Source organism: Methylobacterium sp. 13MFTsu3.1M2, assembly GCF_900112625.1.
Classification (GTDB): domain Bacteria; phylum Pseudomonadota; class Alphaproteobacteria; order Rhizobiales; family Beijerinckiaceae; genus Methylobacterium.
On the sequence record NZ_FOMM01000019.1, the window covers coordinates 136,797 to 157,511 of the forward strand.

A 20,715-nucleotide genomic window follows, 5' to 3' on the forward strand; every position below is an offset into this window, starting at 1 on the left:
GATCCCCATGCGCCTCGACCGCCGCCGCCTGCTCGGAACCGGTCTCCTGGCCCTCGCCGCCCCCGCGGCGCGCGCCGCGACGCCGTCGCCCCCGACGAGCCGGCCCGTGGGGACGCTGGAGCTCGCCATCGCGGCGGACGCGCCCTCGACCCCCACGGGGCTCGCCATCGCCCGGGGCGGCCGGATCTTCGTGATGATGCCGCGCTTCACCGGCGCGGAGCCGATCACCCTCGGCGAGGTGCTGCCCGACGGGTCGGTGAAGCCCTACCCGGACGCGGCGACCAACCGCCCGGATCCGGGGGCGCCGCAGGCGTCGCTGTTCCACGTCCCCAACGGCGTCTTCGACCGCGACGACACCCTCTGGATCCTCGATGCCGGCCTGCCCGCGGGCAAGGGGCGGCCGGTGCCGGGCGGCGCGAAGATCCTGGCGATCGATATCGGCCGGAACAGCGTCCGCCGGACGATCCCCCTCGACGCGGGCATCGGCCCGGATTCCTCCCTGAACGACCTGCGGGTCGACGTGCGCGACGGGCGGGCTCTAGCCTACGTCACCGACCAGGGCCAGTCCGGCGCGGGCGCGATCCTGGCGGTCGACCTCGACAGCGGGCGGGTGGTGCGGCGTCTCGCGGACCACGTCAGCACGCGGTCCGAGGAGGGCCTGGTCAAGTTCGTGGAGCGCCGCCCCGTGATGGAGCGGAAGGGCGACGCGCCCGAGAAGAGCCCGAAGGGCGGCGCCAACGGCATCGCGCTCAGCCCCGACGGCCGCCGCCTCTACTACGCGCCGCTGATGAGCCGCCGGCTCTACGCGGTCGAGACCGCGGCCCTGCGCGATCCGGGCGTCGCGGACGCGGCCGTGGCCGCCGCCGTCGAGGATCTCGGCGAGAAGGGCATGACCGGGGGGCTGACCACCGATTCCCAGGACCGGGTCTATCTCAGCCTGCAGGAGCACAACGCGGTCGGCCGGCGCCTGCCGGACGGCACCGTCGAGGTGCTGGCCGCCGACGACCGGCTGGTCTGGGCCGACACGTTCTGGATCACCCCGGACCGGTGGCTCTATATCTCGGCGGCCCAGGTCAACCGGCGGCCGGAATTCAACCGCGGCCGGGACCTGCAGCAGCCGCCCTACGCGATCCTGCGCATGCGCATCGACGCCGACCCAGTCCTGTAGCGGATCATGACGGACCTCTCGCACGACCCGGACTTCTTCGCCCTGCTCACCGGCAGCTACGCGCGGCGCCTCGGCGAATCCCTGGTGCCGGCCGGGGCCGACGCGGACTGGCTCTACGCGGCGGCCCCGTTCGCGGTGCTCGCCCATGACGGCGGCGCGGATCCGCGCTTCGTCTACGCCAACCGGACCGCGCAGGCCTGCTTCGGCTACGCGTGGGACGAACTCGTCGGCCTGCCCTCGCGGCTCTCGGCCGAGGCCCCCGAGCGGGCCGAGCGGCAGCGGCTCCTCGACGCGGTCACCCGGGACGGCTTCAGCCGCGGCTATCGCGGCCTGCGGATCGCCAAGGACGGACGGCGCTTCTGGATCGACGAGGCCGTGGTCTGGCAGCTCGACCGCGACGGCGCGACGGTGGGGCAGGCCGCGACCTTCGCGCAGTGGCGCGACGCGTGAGGGCCGAACCCCGCCGATGCGGGCGGCCGCCGCCCGGTCAGCCGTCCTCCTCGATGCTCACCTGGGCGATCTGCACGGCGCCGCCGTTCCAGTGGGCCGCCACGACGTGCCCGAGCGCGACCGCGAGGACGCAGAGCACCACCGAGGCGGACACGTTGACCATGGCCCGGACCACCGCGCCGTTCCGCATGAGGTCGAGGGTCTGGAGGCTGAACGACGAGAAGGTCGTGTAGCCGCCGCAGAGCCCGATCATCACGAACAGGCGGACGTTCTCGGAGACCGGGAAGCGGCCATGCGCCAGGGTCAGCGTGCCGAACAGGCCGATGATGAACGAGCCCGTCACGTTGATGAGGATCGTGCCCCAGGGCAGATCGCGGCTGATGGGCAGCGCCAGCACCGAGACGATGTAGCGGGCCAGGGTGCCAAGGGCACCGCCGATCATGACCAGAATGCAGGTGGTGAAGGACATGCGCGCTCCAGTTCGTCGGGCGGGCATGGGAAACCCGCCGTGGCGGCGGGTGCTTGCAAGACGCACTCCCACCGCCGGTTTCGCGGTAGGAGTCATCAGCCCTGACGGGCGGTTTCGGGGAACTCCATCCCCATCGGGGACGGCCCATAGCGCCTGCGCGGGCCGAGCGCAACGGCCGCCCGGGGCCGCCCCCCGGGCCCGATTGTCAGGCGCGCCCTTCCTGCACGGCGTGGCAGGCGACGCCGTCGAGGAGCGCCGGCACCTCGGTCCGGCAGCGGTCGTTGGCGAGCGGGCAGCGCGGGTTGAAGGTGCAGCCGGGCGGCGGGTCGATCGGGTTCGGGATCTCGCCGGAGACCGGCACCCGGGCGCGGCCGACATGGGCGAGGTCGGGCACCGCGTCGAGGAGCATCCGCGTGTAGGGGTGGCGCGGCGTCGCGAACAGGTCCCTGGCGGACGCGACCTCCACGAGGCGGCCGAGATACATCACGCCCACGCGTGTCGCCATGTGGCGGACCACGGCGAGGTTGTGGGAGATGAACAGGTAGGTCAGCCCCAGCCGGTCCTGCAGGTCGCGCATCAGGTTGAGGATCTGCGCCTGCACCGAGACGTCGAGCGCCGAGGTCGGCTCGTCGCCCACCAGGAACTCGGCCTGACTCGCCAGCGCCCGGGCGATCGCCACCCGCTGGCGCTGCCCGCCTGAGAATTCGTGCGGGTATTTTCTGGAATCATCCGCGTGGAGGCCGACGAGGCCGAGAAGCTCGCCGACCCGGGCGCGGATCGCCCCCTCCCCCTGGATCAGGTCGAAGGCCCGGATCGGCTCGGCGATGATCTTCCCCACCCGCCAGCGCGGGTTCATGGACGCGTAGGGGTCCTGGAAGATCATCTGGATCCGGGCGCGCAGGCGCCGCCGCGCCGCGGCCTGGCGCGGGTCGGTCATCGACACGCCGGTGATCCGCACCTCGCCGGCCGTGGGCGGCAGCAGGCCGACCACCATCCGGGCCACCGTCGACTTGCCGGAGCCGGATTCGCCGACGATCGCGAAGGTCTCGCCCTTCCGGATCTCGAAGCCGACGCGGTCGACCGCCGTGAGGAATTTCCGCGGCTCGCGCTCGATCACCCGGTTGAGCCAGGGCTTCGAGACGTCGAACTGGCGGCGCAGGTCGGTGACTTCGACGTAGGCGCTCACGCTGCGCGCTCCGCTGCATCGTACAGGTGACAGGCCACCCGGCTCGCGTCGACCGGGATCGGCTCGGGCCGCTCGACCCGGCAGCGGGCGAAGACCTTCGGGCAGCGCGGGTTGAAGGCGCAGCCCTTCGGGATGGCGGTGAGCCGCGGCATCGAGCCCGGGATCTGGCTCAGCCGGTCGGCCTCCTGCGACAGGGTCGGGATCGCGCCCATCAGGCCGACCGCGTAGGGGTGGTGCGGCTTGGCGATCACCGAGGCGACCGGGCCGATCTCGGCCACCCGCCCGGCATACATCACCGCCACCCGGTCGGCGGCCTCGGCGATGACGCCCATATCGTGGGTGACCAGCATCACCGCGGTGCCGTGCTCGCGGCACAGGCGCTTCAGCAGCGTGATGATCTGGGCCTGGACCGAGACGTCGAGCGCCGTGGTCGGCTCGTCGGCGATGATCAGCTCCGGCTCGGCCGCGAGCGCCAGCGCAATCACCACCCGCTGGCGCATGCCGCCGGAGAACTCGTGCGGGTAGCCGTCGATGCGCCGCTCCGGCGCCGGGATGCCGACCTCGGCCAGCAGATCGATGGCGCGGGTCCGGGCCGCCTTGGCGGACAGGTCGGTGTGGGTGCGCAGGGTCTCGACGATCTGGTCGCCGACCCGGAACAGCGGGTCGAGCGAGGTCAGCGGATCCTGGAAGATCATGCCGATGCGCTTGCCGCGCACCCGCCGCATCGCCTCGGGGGAGAGATTGTCGATGCGCTCGCCCCGCAGGCGGATCTCGCCGCCGGCGATCCGGCCGGGGCGGTCGATCAGCCCGATCACCGCCGAGCCGGTCACCGACTTGCCGGCCCCGGACTCGCCGACCACGCCCAGGATCTCGCCGCGGCCGATGTCGAACGAGACCCGGTCGATGGCGGTGAGCGGCCCGCGGCGGGTGTCGAAGGCGACCGTCAGGTCGCGCACGGAGAGGATGGTGTCGGTCATGGCGTGCGGGCTCCCGCGGCAGCCGGGCGTCGTACGGGCGCCCCCGTCCTTGCGAGCGGAGCGAAGCAATCCAGCGGCGCCATGGTCACCAATGTCGCGCTGCCCTGGGTCGCTTCGCCGCGCTCGCGATGACGATGCCCGATCATTGCAGCTTCGGATTGAGCGCGTCGCGCAGCCAATCCCCCAGGAGGTTGATGGCGATGACGAGCCCGGCGAGCGCCAGCCCCGGGAAGGCGACGATCCACCACTCGCCGGAGAACAGGAACCGGTTGCCGGTGCGGATCAGCGTGCCCAGCGACGGCATGGTCTCCGGCAGGCCGGTGCCGAGGAACGACAGCGTCGCCTCCGTGATGATCGCCAGCGCGAGGTTGATCGTCGCGATCACGAAGACCGGGCCGGTGACGTTCGGCAGGACGTGGCGGACCATGATCACCGGCGGCGACAGGCCGATCAGCCGCGCCGCCTGGACGTAGTCCTTGCCCTTCTCGACCATCACGGAGGAGCGCACGGTCCGGGCGTACTGCACCCAGAAGGACAGGCCGATCGACACCACGATCAGCCCGATCAAGGGCCCGACATCCAGCGCGCTGCCGAAGCTCGCCTTGGCGACGCCGTCGACCACCAGGGCGATCAGGATCGCCGGGAAGGTCAGCTGAACGTCGGCGACCCGCATGATCAGCGTGTCGAGGAACCCGCCCGCGTAGCCGGCGATCAGGCCGAGCGCGATGCCGAGGATCCCGGAGGTCAGCACCCCGAGCACGCCGACGATCAGCGACAGGCGCAGGCCGTACAGCACCGCCGAGAGCACGTCCCGGCCCTGGTCGTCGGTGCCGAGATAGTACGGCGCCTGCCCGTCCGCCTGCCAGATCGGCGGCAGGTTGGAGTTGATCAGGTCGAGCTGGGCCGGGTCGTAGGGGTTCTGCGGGGCGATCCACGGCGACGCGAAGGCGAGACCGACCATCAGGACCGTGGCGATCAGCGCCGCCACCGCCACCTTGGAGCGCAGGAAGTTCGCCAGCAGGTCGGAGTCGCGCCAGCGCGCGAGCCGCGAGGGCTTCGCCTCCGGCAGCGGGACCGGCGGGGCGTCGCCCGCGTCGAGGTCGTATCCGCTCATCGGCCGCCCCTCACGCCGTGTCCGATTGGGAAGCTCAGGGAGGCACCTGTCGTCTTTGCGAGCGGAGCGAAGCAATCCAGCAGCGCCACGCCGACCGGACGCGCGCTACCCTGGGTCGCTTCGCTGCGCTCGCGATGACGGGGTGGCCAAGCGGAGGAGTCCGTCATGTCCGACCTCACGCCGTCCGCCCGGCGGGCAGCCGCAGGCGCGGGTCCACCACCGTGTAGAGGATGTCGACCACGAGGTTGATGGTCACGAAGATCAGCGCGACGAGCAGCAGGTACGCGGACATGATCGGGATATCGACGTTCTGCACGGCCTGGACGAAGAGCAGGCCCATGCCGGGCCACTGGAACACCGTCTCGGTGATGATCGAGAAGGCGATCACCGAGCCGAGCTGCAGCCCCGCGATGGTGATCACCGGCACCAGGGTGTTCTTGAGTGCGTGGCGCAGGTGGACGGCGCGCGTGGTGAGCCCCCGCGCCCGGGCAAAGCGGACGTAGTCGGTGCGTAAGACCTCCAGCATCTCGGCGCGGACCAGCCGCATGATCAGCGTCATCTGGAACAGGCCGAGCGTCACCGAGGGCAGGATCAGCGCCTTGAGCCCGGAGGCGGTCAGGAAGCCGGTGGTCCACCAGCCGAGCCGCACCGTGTCGCCGCGCCCGTAGGAGGGCAGCCAGCCCAGCGTCACCGAGAACAGGTAGATCAGCAGGATACCGATCAGGAAGGTCGGCAGGCTGATCCCGATCAGCGAGACCGCCTGGAACAGCCCGGCGAGCCAGGACTCGCGGCGCAGCGCGCAGTAGACGCCCATCAGGATCCCCACCACGAGGGCGAACACCGTGGCGCAGAAGGCGAGCTCCAGCGTCGCCGGCATGCGCTCGGCGAGCAGCTGCGAGACCGGCTGCCGGAACTGGTACGAGATGCCGAACTGGCCCCGCACCACGTTGCCGGCGTAGCGGACGAACTGGACCAGGACCGGGTCGTCGAGGCCGAGATCCGTCCGGATCTGGGCCCGCTCGGCCACGGTGGTGTCGGGCCCGACGATCTGGTTCACGGGGTCGCCCGCGAACCGGAACATCGCGAAGGCGATGAGCCCGACGACCGCGAGGACCGCGGCCGCCTGGATCACCCGGCGCAGCAAGAAGGCGAGCACGCCCCGGCCCCTACTGCGGATCCTTCGACACCCAGTAGAGCAGCAGCAGGTTGTCGGCGCGCTGGGTCAGGTGGACCTTCTTGGAGACGCCCCAGGCCAGCGCCTGCTGGTGCAGCGGGATGTAGCCCCAGTCGGCGTTGAGGACGTCGAAGCCCTCCTTGATCAGGGCGTCGCGCTTGGTCTTGTCGGTCTCGGATTCGACCTTGTCGGCGATCGCGTCGATCTTCGGGTCGCAGTAGCCGGCGAGGTTCCAGCTGCCCCGGCCCGACTTGTCGCCCGGCTTCCGGCAGCCGACGATCTCGTAGAGGATGTTGTGGCTGTCCAGCGAGGACGGGGTCCAGCCCAGCAGGTAGAACGAGGTGTCGTAGGCCGGCGCCAGCACCTTGGCGAAGTACTTGGCCTTCGGCTGGGCGTTCAGGTTCACCTTGACGTTGATGCGGGCAAGCATCGAGACCACCGCCTGGCAGATCGCCTCGTCGTTGACGTAGCGGTCGTTCGGGCAGTCCATGGTCAGCGAGAACCCGTCCGGGTAGCCGGCCTGGGCCATCAGCTCCTTGGCCTTCTTGAGGTCGGTGGCCGGGCGCTTGAACTCGGCGCCGCGGTCGTAGAGGGCCGGGGCAATCATCAGCGCGGAGGGCACCGCCTGCCCGCGCATCACGCGCTTGGCGATCGTGTCCTCGTCGATGGCGAGGTAGAAGGCCTCGCGCACCTTGATGTCCTTGAACGGGTTCTTGCCCTTGACGCTCGAATCCTTCAGCTCGTCCCGGTCCTGGTCCATGCCGAGGAAGATCGTGCGCAGCTCAGGTCCCGCCATCACGGTGGCGGTGCCGCTGGCGTTGACCCGCTGCTGGTCCTGCAGCGGCACCGGGTCGATCCAGTCGACCTCGCCGGAGAGGAGCGCGGCGACGCGGGTCGCCGGGTTGGCGATGGTGGTCAGCACCGCCTCGTCGAGGTTCGACTCGACCTTGCCCCAGTAGCCGTCGAATTTCTTGAAGACGGTCTTCACGCCGGGCTGGTGCTCGGTGATCACGAACGGGCCGGTCCCGTTCTCGTGCAGCGTGGCGTAGCTCGGGCTGGTGGCGCTGGGGGGCGTCGGCTGCACGACGCCGTTCTTCTCGGACCACGCCTTCGACATGATCACCCAGGTCGGGAACTGGGCGATGGCGATCGGGTTCGGCTTCTTCAGCACCATGTCGACGGTGAAGTCGTCGACCTTCACGAACTCGGCGTCGGCGGGCACGTTGGTGGTGAAGTTCGAGCCCGGGGCGCGGACGCGCTGGGCGGAGAAGATCACGTCGTCGGCGGTGAACGGCGTGCCGTCGTGGAACTTCACGTTCTTGCGCAGGTGGAAGCGCCAGCGGGTCGGCTCGGGCGTCTCCCAGGATTCCGCGAGGCCGGGGGCGAATTTCAGGTTCTTGTCGAGGGTGACGAGGGACTCGTAGGCCGCCTGCTGCATCCCTTCCGTGAAGCTCTCCTTGAGGGAGTACGGGTCGAGGGATTTCAGGTCACCCTGGAAGGCGAAGCGGAAGACGTTGGCGGCCTGCGCGGGCAGCGCGGCGAGCGCGAACGTCGCGACCGTGCTCGCGGCCACGCCGCGGGCGAGGGTCTTCAGGGCTGAGCGGGACAAGCGGATCTCCGAGACCGTGAATGCGCCACCGGCCGGCTGCCCCGGCGGTGTCCACCGCGGCGTCAGCAAGCATCGGACCATCTGTATACAAGACGAGGGCCGAGCCTGTCGCGGGGGCGCGACATCTCGTGTCTTCCGAAGCGCGTTCCGAAGCGCGTTTTCCCCGCTTCATCCCCGTTACAGAATCGCGGCTTCGACGCGCCCCGTCTTGGCGAGCGCACCGAAGCCATCCAGGGCGGCGCCGCGCGACGGCGCGCTGCCCTGGGTCACGTCGGTCCGCTCGTGATGACGGAGCGGGCGGCATCCAGCGAAGACGTCGACCGGACGCCGCAACGCGCGGCCGGCGCCGGCCTACTCGGCCGCCACCCGCGCCGGCTCGTGCCGCGTCTCGGCCTCCGCCGCCTCGCCCTCCGCCACCGCCTTGCGCCGGAACAGGCGCATGACGACGACGAAGAAGACCGGCACGAAGAACACCGCCAGCACGGTCGCGGTGATCATGCCGCCCATCACGCCGGTGCCGATCGCCTGCTGGCTCTTCGAGGCGGCGCCGGTGGCGATGGCCAGCGGCACCACGCCGAAGATGAAGGCGAGCGAGGTCATCACGATCGGCCGGAACCGGAGCGTCGCCGCCTCGACCGCGGCCCGCACCACGGAGGTGCCGGGCTTCCAGAGGTCCTTGGCGAACTCCACGATCAGGATCGCGTTCTTGGCCGAGAGGCCGATGATCGTGATCAGCCCGATCTTGAAGTACACGTCGTTGGGCATGCCGCGCAGGTACACGGCCGCCACCGCGCCGATGACGCCGAGCGGGATCACCAGCATCACCGAGACCGGGATCGCCCAGCTCTCGTAGAGCGCGGCGAGACACAGGAACACGATCAGCACCGACAGGGCGAGCAGCAGGCTCGCCTGGCTGCCCGCCTGCTTCTCCTGGTAGGACTGACCCGTCCAGGCGTAGCCGAAGCCCTTCGGCAGCTGCAGCATCAGCCGCTCCATCTCGGCGATGGCGTCGCCCGACGTGTAGCCGGGGTTCGGCTCGCCGGTGAAGCGCACCGACTGGTAGCCGTTGAAGCCGACGATCTGGCTCGGCCCCATGCTCCATTTCAGCTCCGCGAAGGACGACATCGGCACCATCGTGTTGGTGGCGTTCTTCACCGCGTAGTTGAGGATGTCCGACGCGTTCATGCGCTGGAGCTGCTCGGCCTGCACGTAGACCCGCTGCATCTTGCCCCGGTTGGGGAAGTCGTTCGGGTAGACCGAGCCGAGGTTGAGCTGGATCGTGTTGTTGATGTCCTCGAACTTCACGCCGAGCGCGGCCGCCTTCTCGCGGTCGATCACCAGCTCCGCCTGCGGGGTCGGCGGCAGGCCCTCGATCTTCACCTTCTGGAGAACCGGGCTCTGCGAGGCCAGCTTCAGGAGCTGTTCCTGGGCCGACAGCAGGGCCGCGTAGCCGCGGTTGGCCCGGTCCTGCAGGCGGAACGAGAAGCCCGCCGCGTTGCCGAGGTTGTCGACCGGCGGCGGCTCCTGCGCGTCCACCGTGGCGTCGCGGTACGTGGCGAGCGCCGCGTTGGTGCCGGCCACGAGCGCGGCGGCCGAGTTCTTGGCGTCGCGCTGGCTCCACGGCTTGAGGGTGACGAAGGCCTGGCTGGTGCTCGGGGCCTGCCCCGAGAACGAGAAGCCGTTGAGCATCGTCACGGTGGCGACGCCGGGCTGCGCCAGCAGGTGCTCCTCGACCTTGCGCACCGCCTCCTGGGTGCGGTTGTAGGAGGCACCCGGGGGCGTCTGGATGTCGACCGTGAAGAAGCCCTGGTCCTCGACCGGCAGGAAGCCCTCCGGCAGGTTGACGAAGGCGTAGGCCGTGCCCGCCACGAGCGCGACGTAGACCAGCATCACCCGGCCGGACTTCCGGATGAACGCCGCGGTGCCGCGCCCGTAGCGGGCGGTCTCGCGATCGACGAAGCGGTTGAACATCCCGAACACGCCGCCCTTGGCGTGGCCGTGCCCCTTCTCGATCGGCTTCAGGAAGGTCGCGCAGAGCGCCGGCGTCAGCGACAGGGCGAGCAGCGCCGAGAACGCGATGGAGGTCACCATCGCGATCGAGAACTGCCGGTAGATGATGCCCACCGAGCCGGGGAAGAACGCCATCGGGATGAACACGGCGATCAGCACCAGGGTGATGCCGATGATCGCGCCGGTGATCTGCCCCATGGCCTTCTTGGTGGCCTCCTTGGGGGGCAGCCCCTCCTCGTTCATGATCCGCTCGACGTTCTCCACCACCACGATGGCGTCGTCGACCAGGATGCCGATGGCCAGCACCATGCCGAACATGGTGAGCACGTTCACCGAGAAGCCCGAGATCCACATCACCGTGACCGTGCCCATGAGAGCGATCGGCACCACGATGGTGGGGATCAGGGTGTAGCGGATGTTCTGCAGGAACAGGAACATCACGAGGAAGACCAGCACCACCGCCTCGACCAGTGTGTGCAGCACCTTCTCGATGGAGGCCTCCACCGCCGGGGTGATGTCGTAGGGGATGTCCCACTTCAGGTCCGGCGGGAAGAACTGGGACAGCTCCACCATCTTGGCGCGGATCGCCTTGGCGGTCTCGAGCGCGTTGCCGTCGGGGGCGAGCGTCACCGAGATGCCGGCGGCGGGGCCGCCGTTGAGGCGCGTGGAGAACTGGTAGGCGTCGCCGCCGAGCTCGATCCGGGCGACGTCGCGCAGGCGCACGTTCGAGCCGTCGGGATTGGCCCGCAGCACGATGGCGCCGAACTCCTCGATCGTGCCGAGCTGGCCCTTCACGATGATCGGCACGGTGAGCGCCTGCCGGGTCGGGCTGGGCTGCGCGCCGACCGAGCCTGAGGCGACCTGGACGTTCTGGTTGCGGATCGCGTCGGTGACGTCCGAGGCGCTGAGCGAGAGGCCGCGCAGCTTGTCGGGATCGACCCAGACGCGCAGCGACCGCTCCGTCGAGTAGAGCGTCGCGCGGCCGACGCCGGGGATGCGGCGGATCTCGTTGATGACGTTGCGGATCAGGAAGTCGCCGAGGCCGACCTCGTCCATCGACCCGTCCTTGGAGACCAGGGTGATGATGTTGAGGGTCGCGGCCGAGGCCTCCTCCACGAGGATGCCCTGCTGGCGCACCTCGGCCGGGAGACGCGCCTCCACGCGCTTCAGCCGGTTCTGCACCTCGACCGAGGCGAGCGACGGGTCGGTGCCGGGCTGGAAGGTGGCGGTGATGTTGACCGAGCCGAACGAGTCGGTGGTCGACTCGAAGCTCATGATGTTGGCGGCGCCGTTCAGCTCATCCTCGATGAGCCGGGTCGTGCCGATGTAGAGGCTCTCCACGGAGGCGCCCGGATAGGCCGTGGACAGGGCGATGGAGGGCGGGGCGATCACCGGGTACTGCGCCACCGGCAGGTTCGGGATGGCCAGCGCGCCGCCGAGGCAGATGAACAGCGCCACCACCCAGGCGAAGACCGGGCGGTCGATGAAGAAGCGTGCCATGATCGGGCTCTCCCGGACTCAGTGGCGCTGCTGGACGGCGGCGGCCCGCGGGGTGACCTCCGCCTTGTCGCCCGGCACGTCGGGCGCCTCGTCGGTGTCGTGCTTCGGTCCGGTCTCGCCGTGGACCGGGGTCTGGTCGAGGGGCTTCACCTTGGCGCCGACGGTGATCTTCTGGAAGCCGTCGATGATGACGCGCTCGCCGGCCTTGAGGCCCGAGCGGATCAGCCAGTTCTGCCCGACCACCGGCCCGACCTCGACGGGCTGGCGCATCACGGTCTCGTCGGCGCGCACGATCCAGACCTCGGCGCGGCCGTCGTCGGTGCGCTGGATCGCCTGCTGCGGCACCGCGATCGCGTCGGAATCGATGCCCTGCTTGATCCGCGCCCGCACGTACATGCCGGGGAACAGCTCGTCGTGCGGGTTCGGGAACTGCACCCGCAGCGTCACCTGGCCGGTGCTCGGGTCGGCGGTGACGTCCGAGAACAGCAGCCGGCCCGCCAGCGGGTAGAGGGAGCCGTCATCCATGATCAGGTGGACGTTGGCGGTGTTGTCCTCCAGCCGCGCCAGCTCGCCGCTCGCGAGGTCCCGGCGCAGGCGGTTCAGCTCGCCGACCGACTGCGTGATGTCGACGTAGATCGGGTCGAGCTGCTGGATCGTGGCGAGCGCCCCCGTGGAGCCCGGCTCGATCAGCGTGCCCTCGGTGAGCAGCGCCCGGCCGATGCGGCCGGTGATCGGCGCGCGCACGTCGGTCCAGCCGAGGTTGAGCTGCGCGCGGTCGCGGGTCGCCTTGGCGCCGGCCACCTCGGCCTCCGCCTGCTTCTTGGCCGCGAAGGCGGCGTCGTACTGCGCCTGGCTCGCGGTGGCGCGGGAGAGGAGCTGCTCGAGCCGGTCGGCCTGCTGGCGGGCGAGCACCAGGGCGGCCTCCTGGCGGGCGAGGGCCGCCTCGGCGCTGGCGAGCTCGACCTCGTAGGGTGCCGGGTCGATCTTGTAGAGGATGTCGCCCTCCTTGACCTGGCTGCCCTGCTCGAAGAGCCGCTTGACCACGAGCCCGGAGACCCGGGAGCGGACCTCGGCGATGCGCATCGGCGCGACGCGGCCCGGCAGGTCGCGCAGGTAGGGGATCGCCTGGGGCTCCACCTTGACGAACCCGACCTCCGGCACCGGCGGGGCCGGCGCGGCGACCTGCTTCGGGTTGCAGGCGGCGACACCCAGCAGGAGCAGGGCCGCGGGCAGGAGGGCGGTCGCGCGGGCCGAGGCGCGGAACGACGACGGGATTCTGGCGGACAAAGTGCGGGTCACGATTACCGACGCTCCTGAAAGCATGCGTCTGCTGAGGCTGGCGCGGAGCGTGGGCCCGCGCATCGTCGAGTCAGATCCCGGGACCGGTCACGAGGCCGGTCGGGCGAAGATCAGGACGGGCGCGCCATCATGCCGGCCGCGAGACCGGCGCGCGCGTCAGGCCCGGCGTGGAGGCCGGTGCGGCGAACCGTCCGGCGCGGAGGCCGGTACGCTGTCGGACCTGTAGTCGAACGATGCGTTGACAGTGTGACGGGGGCGCGGCGCGTCGACCGGCGGGCGCGGCAGCCCCAGTTCGGTGAGGATCTCGCTGTCGGCGGCGCAGAGATCGGTGCGGCCGAAGACCGAACGCTTGGCCTCGGACCGCTTGGCCTCGGGCTGCGCGTCCGGCGTGCCGGATAGGATCGTCAGGCGCGGGCTCGCGATGGCGCAGGCCGGGCCCTCCGGGCGCGCGGCCTCGGCCCGCGCGGGCGCGGCCACCAGCGCGGCCGTCGCGAGCGCGAGCAGCGCCAGCGCGGCGAGGCCCCGGGCGAGGCGGTCCGGCAGGCCCGCGACGCGGCGGGTCAGGAGAGCGGCGGATCGGATCACGAGTCTGAGATAAGCACGGCTGTCGCCGCGCGCAATCACCCACGGCGTCGCGCCACCCGCCCAGTGTTGCGCGCAGCACACAGCTGCGCCCGGAAGTGGCCATACCGGCGGCCCGGCCTCAACCTTGCCGTGAAGTCCGGGCCGGCTCGCCCCATGCGCGCAGGGGTTCCGCGCGGGCTTGGCCGAGATCTGCGAAGACCCGCCGAGATCCGCGAAGACCCGCGAGTCCCCGCGCCGCGACGAACGGAGGACGGAAGACCATGGCGAGACGGATCGCGCTACTCGGGCTCGCGGGCCTGCTGCTCGGGAGCGCCCCGGCGGCGGCCGCCAACCCGCTGGACAGGGGTCCGATCGCGGACTTCCTCAACATCTTCCGCAGCCAGGCGATCCCGCGCGAGACGGTGGCGTGGACCGGCAAGGAGAAGCCCGGCACCATCGTGGTCTCGACCCGCCAGCGCCGGCTCTACTACGTGCTCGGCGGCGGCGCGGCGGTCCGCTACGGCGTGGGCGTCGGGCGGCAGGGCTTCTCGTGGTCCGGCACCAAGACCGTCACCATGAAGAAGGAGTGGCCGGATTGGCGCCCGCCGCAGCAGATGCTGGCCCGCCGCCCCGACCTGCCGCGGTACATGGCCGGCGGCCAGGACAACCCGCTGGGCGCCCGCGCCCTCTATCTCGGCTCGTCGCTCTACCGCATCCACGGCTCGAACGAGCCCGAGACGATGGGCGCGGCGGTCTCGTCCGGCTGCATCCGCATGACCAACAAGGACGTGACCGACCTCTACGACCGGGTCCGCGTCGGCACCAAGGTCATCGTGCGCGACTGACCGGGCGGGCGGCCGCGACGGCCGCCCCCTCCTCCCGCGCCGCGGAGCCGCAGCCGGTGGCGTGCGCCCGCCCGCGTCGACAGGCGCGGCGGGCCGGTGTTAGGAGCCGCGCCGTCGGGCAGAGCCGGATCGCCCGACCGCCACGAGGGACAGCATGAACGAGCGCATCATCCTGCGGGCCGGTGAGGCCCTGGTCGCGGGCGGGCCGCCCAACACCGCCTCCGAGCCCGAAGTCATCATCGGCGAGCTCGACGGGCCGGTCGGCACCGCCCTGGCCACGCTGACCGGCGATCAGGTCGTCGGCCACAGCCGCGTCTTCGCCCTGCTCAACACCGACATCATGGTCCGCCCGGTCACCCTGTGCGTGTCCAAGGTCAGCGTCACCGAGAGCAAGTACACCTCGATCCTGATGGGCACCGTCCAGTTCGCCATCGCCAACGGCGTGCTGGACGCCGTGCGCGCCGGCTACATCCCCAAGCACAAGGCCAACGACCTCGGCATCATCTGCTCGGTCTGGCTCAGCCCCGGCGTCATCGAGGCCCAGCACGTCGACCACAAGGCCCTGTTCGACATCCAGCGCCGGGGCATGACCGAGGCGATCCGCAAGGCCATGACCAACGAGCCCTCGATCGACTGGCTCCTCGAGAACCAGGACAAGATCACCCACAAGTACTACCAGATGGGCCTCGACGGAAAAATCTGAGGGCCCGGCGCCGCGGCGGTCGACCGCCCTGCCACGTCGCCCGGTCAGCGACGGGCGGGGCGCGCACGATCCCGCGGGCGACCACGGCCAAGCCTGTCGCGATCCGGTGCCTTCGGGTAGGATGGCGGCATGAGCAGACGTGCCGATTCCCGTCCGTTCCGCCGCCTCGCGGCCGGCCTCGCGCTCGGGGCCTGCTGGCTCCCGGCCGGTCCCGCCGCCGCCCAGGCGCTGTTCTGGCCGTCCATCGGCTTCGCGCCGCTGCCCTCCTTCGCGTGGCCGCAGATGCCCGAGGACGCGTACGGCCGCTGGACCGGCTCCTACGCCCGCCTGTCGACCGGCTACGCGGTCAGCACGTCCCGGCATCTCGGCAGCTATTCGGGGCCGACCATCGGGTTCGAGGGCGGCCGGATGTGGCAGGAGGGCCCGATCCTCTACGGCATCAGCGGCGGGTTCGACTATCTCGCCGGCCTCGGCGGCAACCTCACGCCGGGCTACGGGCGGCTCGCCTATTCCAACGACTTCGCCGGATCCCTGGAGGTGAAGGTCGGCACCCTCGTCGCGCGGGACGTGCTGGTCTACGCCAAGACCGGCGCCCTGGCCCTGCACCAGACGCTGCGCGTCGGGCCGACCCCGGGGTCGCTGCCGTTCGCGCGCCAGGACATCGCGGTCCGGCCGGTGGCCGGCGTGGGCGTCGAGTGGGCGGTCACGGACCGCCTGTCGCTGGCGGTCGAGGCGGGCGTGGTCGGCGGCGGGATCCGCTGAGGCGCGCCCCCCCGCCGGCCTCGCCGAGCGGTGCCGTCCGGGGCGCGGCCGCCTATTTCGGCACGAACGCCCAGTAGTCGAGATCGAGGATCACCGCCGGGTCGTAGCCGTCGCCGGCGCGGTCCGGGAAGGCGCCGCAGGGCTGGTTCTTGGTGGCGACCGTGCGCAGGCGCAGGAGCCCGACATCGTCGCGGCCGACATCGGCGGTCGCCAGCACCTCGCTCCAGGCATAGACCGTGTCGCCGGCGAAGAGCGGCGCCACGTGGCGGCCGGCGTTGATGCCCGCGAGGGCGAAGGCGTTGCCGAGCCCGTTGAAGCTCAGCGCCCGCGCCAGCGAGATCACGTGGCCGCCGTAGATCAGGCGCCGGCCGAAGCGGGTGTCCTTGGCGGCCAGCCCGTCGAAATGCACCTTGGCGGTGTTCTGGAACAGGCGCGTGGCGATCTGGTGCTCGGCCTCCTCGACGGTCATGCCGTCGACGTGGTCGATCTTCTCACCGACCGCGTAATCCGCGAAGCGGTGCGGGCTGCCGGCGAGGTCGGTGTCGTAGGCGGCGGCCGAGAGCTTCGGCAGCGCGCCCGCGAGGTCCTGCGGGTCGACCACCTTGGCGAGGCTCGGCACGTGCTCCTCGGCGATCGCCGCCTCGGGGTCGCGCTTGCGCACGAGCACCCAGCGGCAATAGCTCAGCACGGTCTCGCCGCGCTCGTCGGAGCCCACCGAGCGGACGTAGACCACGCCGGTCTGCCGGTTCGAGCTCTCCTTGAGGCCGATCACCTCCGACACGGTGGAGAGCGTCTCGCCCGGGTAGACCGGCCGCCGGAACCCGCCCTCGGCGTAGCCGAGATTGGCCAGCGCGTTGAGGGAGACGTCCGGGACGGTCTTGCCGAACACCATGTGGAAGGTGAGCAGGTCGTCGAGCGGGCTCTTCGGGTAGCCGATGGCCCGGGCGAAGGCGTCCGACGACTGCACGGCGAAGCGCGGCCCGTAGAGGCCCGTGTACAGCGCCACGTCGCCCACCGTCACGGTGCGCGGGGTGGCGTGGCGGATGGTCTCGCCGAGGCGGAAATCCTCGAAGAAGCGGCCGGGATTCGTCTTCACGAGCGTTCGACCCTACTGCGTGTAAACGTAAGCTGCGGGCACGGCGTATTCATGCAGCAGACGGCTGATGAACAGCAGCAGCAGGATGAGGATGATCGGCGAGATGTCGACGCCCCCGAGATTGGGCAGCAGGTTGCGGATCGGCCGCAGCACCGGCTCGGTCAGCCGGTAGAGCACCTCGCCGATCTGCGCGACGATCGGGTTGCGCACGTTCACCACGTTGAACGCGACGAGCCAGCTGAGAACCGCGCTTGCGATGAGGACGTAGATGAAAAGCTGGACGACCGTGTCGAAGAGCCAGATCAGGGCGTTCATGCGGGTCCGCGCGTATCCTTCGGGCCGCCCGCACCCCAGCGCCGGAGCGGCGCGCGGCGGGCGACGTTGAAACAGGGAATTGACAGGCTGAGCCGCCCGCGCCTACAAGGCCGGCGCCTCGACGGGGCTGTAGCTCAGATGGGAGAGCGCCGCAATCGCACTGCGGAGGTCAGGGGTTCGAATCCCCTCAGCTCCACCAGGCTTTCCTGGTGACAAGACAGCGTCCCGGTTCCGCAGCGATAGCGCTGGCGCGGCCGGGACTTAGCGCCGGTCCGCGGAGATCTCTTCCCGCCCCGCGCCACCTGCCCGATCCCACATCCCGACCCGTGACCGCGCCTGGCTCCAGGTCTCGGTCCGGGCTGCCCGGAGATCCCCCGCCGCGAGCCGAGGCCGCGTCCGGGCCGGCGGCGAGCCTGCAACCATCGCGGCGCGGCAGGGTTCGGTCCCGATCGGAGACGGAGGAGGTCGCGTGGCGTCCTGGATCGAACAGGCAGTCTGGTGGCAGGTCTTTCCCCTCGGCTTCGTCGGAGCCCCCGACGAAGCCGACCCGGCCGCACCGGTCACGCACCGCCTCGCCCACCTGCACGGCTGGCTCGACTACGCGGTCGAGCTCGGCGCGTCCGGGCTGGCGCTCGGGCCGATCTTCGCGGCCTCCACGCACGGCTACGACACGGTCGACCATTTCCGCATCGACCCGCGCCTCGGCGACGAGGCCGATTTCGACGCTCTGGTCGCGGCGGCCCGGGCCCGCGGCCTCCGCGTCCTGCTCGACGGCGTGTTCAACCATGTTGGGCGGGCGCACCCGGCCTTCCAGGACGTCCTGCGGCACGGGCCCGAATCCGAGCGGGCCGGCTGGTTCCGGCTGTCCTGGCCGCGGGGCTCCGGCCCGGGCATCGAGCCGGACTACGCCTGCTTCGAGGGGCACCGGCAGCTCGTCACACTCAACCACGACGACCCGCGAATCGCCGACCACGTCGCCGCCGTCATGGGCCACTGGCTCGCCCGGGGCGCCGACGGCTGGCGGCTGGACGCGGCCTACGCGGTGCCGCCGCGCTTCTGGGCGCGCGTGCTGCGGCAGGTCCGCCTCGCGCATCCGGAGGCCTACATCGTCGGCGAGGTGATCCACGGCGACTACGCCCGCATCGTGCAGGACACCGGCATGGATTCGGTGACCCAGTACGAGCTCTGGAAGGCGATCTGGAGCGCCCTCAACGATCGCAACCTGTTCGAGCTGGCCCACGCCCTGGACCGGCACAACGGCCTTCTCGACAGGTTCGCGCCCCTGACCTTCGTGGGCAACCACGACGTGACGCGCATCGCGAGCCGGCTCACCGACGAGCGGCACCTGCCGCACGCGCTGGCGATCCTGCTGACCTGCGGCGGGACGCCCTCGATCTACGCCGGCGACGAGCAGGCCTTCCGCGGCGTGAAGGAGGAGCGGGTCGGCGGCGACGACGCCATCCGGCCGGCCTTCCCGCCGACGCCCGCGGATCTCGCTCCCTACGGCTGGCCGATCTACCGGCTGCACCGGGACCTGATCGCCCTCCGGCAGCGCCACGCCGGGCTCCACCGCGCGCGGGCGCGGGCGCTGCATCTCGCCAACGCGCAGATCGTGCTCGCGCTGGGCGACGGGAGCGCGCGGGTGCTGACGGCCCTGAACCTCGCCGACGCGGACGCGACGCTGCCGGTGCCGGAAGCCCGGGCGATCGAGGCCGGCACCGGCGATCTCGCCGAGGCCGGCAGCACCGGCGCCCGCGTGACCCTTCCGGCCCACGGCTGGGCCGTCCTGACCGTGTGACCGCCGCGCCTCGGCCGGAAAGGGGCCGGAAAGGGGCCGACCGCCCGCTCTCCCTAGCCGGTGCGGCGGGCCGTCCAGCGCCCCGCGCACGCACCGAGCCCGGACAGCGTCCAGCGGCCGGTCCCGGCGGACCCGCGCAGGCGGCCCGTGACCGAGACGCTGGCCAGCCCCTTGCGGATCGTGCCGGTGATCCGGCCGTCCGGCCCGGCCCGGCCGGAGGCGTCGACGCCGTTGCCGCCGACGTCGTCCACGGTCCCGTCCCGGATGACGATGGGATAGCTGTAGGGCCCCGTGCAGCTCCCGCTCTCCGCGGTGGCGATGACCGACCAGGACCCGTCGAACCGGTTGGCCGCGGAGGCTCCCGTCGCGGCACAGACGGTCGTGCAGGCAGTCAGGATCAGGGCGGGCGCGAGCCGTGCGGCGCGAAGTCGGGTCATCGTCTCCTCAGTGATGGTCTCGGATCTCGAATGGGATTCCTCCGTGCCGGGCGACCCCGTCGCGCGGCACGGCGCGCGGGCGGACCGTCAGTCGGTGCGGTCGCCCGACGGAGCGCCGGGAGCCGGAGCACGGGGTGAAAGGGCAACGGGCCGGACGCGCGCCCGGAGCGGCGCGGGCGCCCGGCCTCGCGGCCGTGCCGGACAAGAGGGCCATCCGCCCGGCACAACCTCGGAAAAGGGGCGCGGAACCCGGCGGCGCCCGACGGCGCGCGGCGCGTTCCACGATCGCGATATGGCGCCTAACACATTCGTGGGAATGAGATATTTTTACCAGTACGCCGTGTTTCTCACCGGCTCCGCGGGATGCCACGCGCCGACATGTCTCAGCGGGCCATCCCGGTAGACACGCCGTTCCGCGACAGGCCGGTCGGCCCGGCGCGGCCGCCCGCGGGGCGGCTGCGCAGGAACGTATCGAGCCATGCGGGCATCCCGGTTCCAGGCCGGAACGCCGACCGGCGCTCCCAGGCCTTCAGGAGGGTGAGCCGGACGAGGTCGTCCCCCTGGACATCGCCCGCGATGGCGTCGCGGGTCAGCGTCAGCGCGCGGCGGCGCAGGTCCGGCACGGCGTCGACCAGCGCCGCCCCGAAGCCGACCGGGACCTGCCCCTCGGCCTCCGCGGCGTCCGCGGCCTCCGACAGGCGGTCGAGCAGGCGTCTTAGACGCGAAATTTCCTCAAGTTCTGCAACTTCTGGAAAATTCTCGCGCCGACTCGTACATGATGTCGCACCCGGGGCGGAGATCACGTCCCCGTGTTCCGCGGTCCCCCGCACTAGTCGGTCAATATCCTGCACGGTCGGCATGGCCACGTCTTCTGGGAAGGGGGGCCGAGAGCGCGCGGGAACGGCGTCGCGGCGTTGCGAGCATTTATCTTTGGCTCAAAACGCCCGCGTCAATGGTGCGCGTATACCAGGAAAATAACTTAGATGAGGGAACCGGCTTGTGCGCAACCCGTTTGTGCCCCGCTGCCGACAGGGCAGTGACCGCGTGAAGGGGTGCAGAAGCTGTGACGGCGGGCGTCGACAGGCATGAGCTCCGGCAGATCATCGCCGGCCTGAGCGAGGGCGTGATCCTGGTCGAGCCTGACCAGACCATCGCCTACGCCAACGCGGCCGCCCTGGCGATGCACGGTGCCGAGAGCCTCGACGAGCTCGGCTCCACCGTCGACGCCTATCGCGACCG

The 20,715-nt window shown here is 71.1% G+C and carries 20 protein-coding genes, 1 tRNA gene and 1 riboswitch; of the genes, 8 read left to right on the forward strand and 13 right to left on the reverse strand.

All coding sequences use genetic code 11. The features are described from left to right. Positions 1–7: 7 nt before the first annotated feature. Entirely contained in the window at positions 8–1,168 is a 1,161-nt protein-coding gene (locus tag BM314_RS19710) for an SMP-30/gluconolactonase/LRE family protein (RefSeq protein WP_091979681.1), read from the forward strand. Positions 1,169–1,174: 6 nt separating this feature from the next. Beyond that, positions 1,175–1,618, forward strand: coding sequence for an MEKHLA domain-containing protein (locus BM314_RS19715; protein ID WP_091979683.1), 444 nt, complete (start codon positions 1,175–1,177; stop codon positions 1,616–1,618). A gap of 37 nt (positions 1,619–1,655) precedes the next feature. Here BM314_RS19715 and crcB read toward each other — a convergent pair whose 3' ends face one another. The 9 genes from crcB to BM314_RS19760 all read right to left on the reverse strand — a co-directional run bounded on the left by crcB (position 1,656) and on the right by BM314_RS19760 (position 13,541). Beyond that, positions 1,656–2,087, reverse strand: coding sequence for a fluoride efflux transporter CrcB (crcB, locus tag BM314_RS19720; RefSeq protein WP_091979684.1), 432 nt, complete (start codon positions 2,085–2,087; stop codon positions 1,656–1,658). A gap of 79 nt (positions 2,088–2,166) precedes the next feature. Continuing rightward, positions 2,167–2,228, reverse strand: a riboswitch (Fluoride riboswitch). A 64-nt stretch (positions 2,229–2,292) separates the two neighbouring features. Then, positions 2,293–3,273, reverse strand: a complete 981-nt coding sequence (locus tag BM314_RS19725; protein WP_091979685.1) for an ABC transporter ATP-binding protein — start codon at positions 3,271–3,273, stop codon at positions 2,293–2,295. Then, positions 3,270–4,250, reverse strand: coding sequence for an ABC transporter ATP-binding protein (locus BM314_RS19730; RefSeq protein ID WP_056524459.1), 981 nt, complete (start codon positions 4,248–4,250; stop codon positions 3,270–3,272). The genes BM314_RS19725 and BM314_RS19730 overlap by 4 nt, the downstream gene beginning before the upstream one ends. Positions 4,251–4,392: 142 nt before the next feature. After that, positions 4,393–5,364 (reverse strand): ABC transporter permease, encoded by a 972-nt coding sequence (locus BM314_RS19735; RefSeq protein WP_091979687.1) that lies wholly within the window; start codon positions 5,362–5,364, stop codon positions 4,393–4,395. A 175-nt stretch (positions 5,365–5,539) separates the two neighbouring features. After that, on the reverse strand, positions 5,540–6,520 hold the full coding sequence (locus BM314_RS19740; protein ID WP_042672011.1) for an ABC transporter permease: 981 nt from the start codon (positions 6,518–6,520) through the stop codon (positions 5,540–5,542). Between the two features lie 10 nt (positions 6,521–6,530). Then, entirely contained in the window at positions 6,531–8,147 is a 1,617-nt protein-coding gene (locus BM314_RS19745; protein WP_091979689.1) for an ABC transporter substrate-binding protein, read from the reverse strand. A gap of 351 nt (positions 8,148–8,498) precedes the next feature. Continuing rightward, the gene (locus BM314_RS19750) at positions 8,499–11,657 is read right to left on the reverse strand and encodes a multidrug efflux RND transporter permease subunit (protein WP_091979691.1); all 3,159 of its coding nucleotides are present in this window, start codon (positions 11,655–11,657) and stop codon (positions 8,499–8,501) included. 18 nt (positions 11,658–11,675) lie between these two features. Further along, positions 11,676–12,956, reverse strand: coding sequence for an efflux RND transporter periplasmic adaptor subunit (locus BM314_RS19755; RefSeq protein ID WP_026604651.1), 1,281 nt, complete (start codon positions 12,954–12,956; stop codon positions 11,676–11,678). A 156-nt stretch (positions 12,957–13,112) separates the two neighbouring features. Further along, the gene (locus tag BM314_RS19760; RefSeq protein ID WP_091979693.1) at positions 13,113–13,541 is read right to left on the reverse strand and encodes a hypothetical protein; all 429 of its coding nucleotides are present in this window, start codon (positions 13,539–13,541) and stop codon (positions 13,113–13,115) included. A 260-nt stretch (positions 13,542–13,801) separates the two neighbouring features. Here BM314_RS19760 and BM314_RS19765 point away from each other — a divergent pair, with 260 nt between their 5' ends. The 3 genes from BM314_RS19765 to BM314_RS19775 all read left to right on the forward strand — a co-directional run bounded on the left by BM314_RS19765 (position 13,802) and on the right by BM314_RS19775 (position 15,830). Further along, positions 13,802–14,365, forward strand: coding sequence for a L,D-transpeptidase (locus tag BM314_RS19765; RefSeq protein ID WP_020091347.1), 564 nt, complete (start codon positions 13,802–13,804; stop codon positions 14,363–14,365). 154 nt (positions 14,366–14,519) lie between these two features. Beyond that, positions 14,520–15,068 carry a formaldehyde-activating enzyme gene (locus BM314_RS19770; RefSeq protein WP_012321386.1) on the forward strand — a complete coding sequence of 183 codons (549 nt, stop codon included), beginning with the start codon at positions 14,520–14,522 and terminating at the stop codon, positions 15,066–15,068. Between the two features lie 129 nt (positions 15,069–15,197). Continuing rightward, complete coding sequence (locus tag BM314_RS19775; RefSeq protein WP_091979696.1) at positions 15,198–15,830, forward strand: outer membrane protein; 633 nt, start codon at positions 15,198–15,200, stop codon at positions 15,828–15,830. A 52-nt stretch (positions 15,831–15,882) separates the two neighbouring features. Here the strand turns inward: BM314_RS19775 and BM314_RS19780 are convergent, their stop codons facing one another. Next, positions 15,883–16,926, reverse strand: coding sequence for a MaoC family dehydratase (locus tag BM314_RS19780; RefSeq protein WP_043353002.1), 1,044 nt, complete (start codon positions 16,924–16,926; stop codon positions 15,883–15,885). Positions 16,927–16,938: 12 nt separating this feature from the next. Then, on the reverse strand, positions 16,939–17,241 hold the full coding sequence (locus BM314_RS19785; protein WP_020091350.1) for a YggT family protein: 303 nt from the start codon (positions 17,239–17,241) through the stop codon (positions 16,939–16,941). 123 nt (positions 17,242–17,364) lie between these two features. On the opposite strand from BM314_RS19785, the gene BM314_RS19790 reads away from it, so the two are divergent. Continuing rightward, positions 17,365–17,440, forward strand: a tRNA-Ala gene (locus BM314_RS19790). Between the two features lie 270 nt (positions 17,441–17,710). Next, positions 17,711–19,039, forward strand: a complete 1,329-nt coding sequence (locus BM314_RS19795) for an alpha-amylase family glycosyl hydrolase (protein ID WP_091979698.1) — start codon at positions 17,711–17,713, stop codon at positions 19,037–19,039. Positions 19,040–19,092: 53 nt separating this feature from the next. On the opposite strand, the gene BM314_RS19800 is transcribed toward BM314_RS19795, so the two are convergent. Then, the gene (locus tag BM314_RS19800; RefSeq protein WP_020096299.1) at positions 19,093–19,476 is read right to left on the reverse strand and encodes a hypothetical protein; all 384 of its coding nucleotides are present in this window, start codon (positions 19,474–19,476) and stop codon (positions 19,093–19,095) included. Between the two features lie 383 nt (positions 19,477–19,859). Continuing rightward, on the reverse strand, positions 19,860–20,279 hold the full coding sequence (locus BM314_RS19805) for an RNA polymerase subunit sigma-70 (protein ID WP_244539986.1): 420 nt from the start codon (positions 20,277–20,279) through the stop codon (positions 19,860–19,862). Between the two features lie 260 nt (positions 20,280–20,539). Here BM314_RS19805 and BM314_RS19810 point away from each other — a divergent pair. After that, positions 20,540–20,715: PAS domain-containing protein (locus BM314_RS19810; RefSeq protein ID WP_139237844.1), on the forward strand; the 176-nt coding region annotated here is incomplete at its 3' end.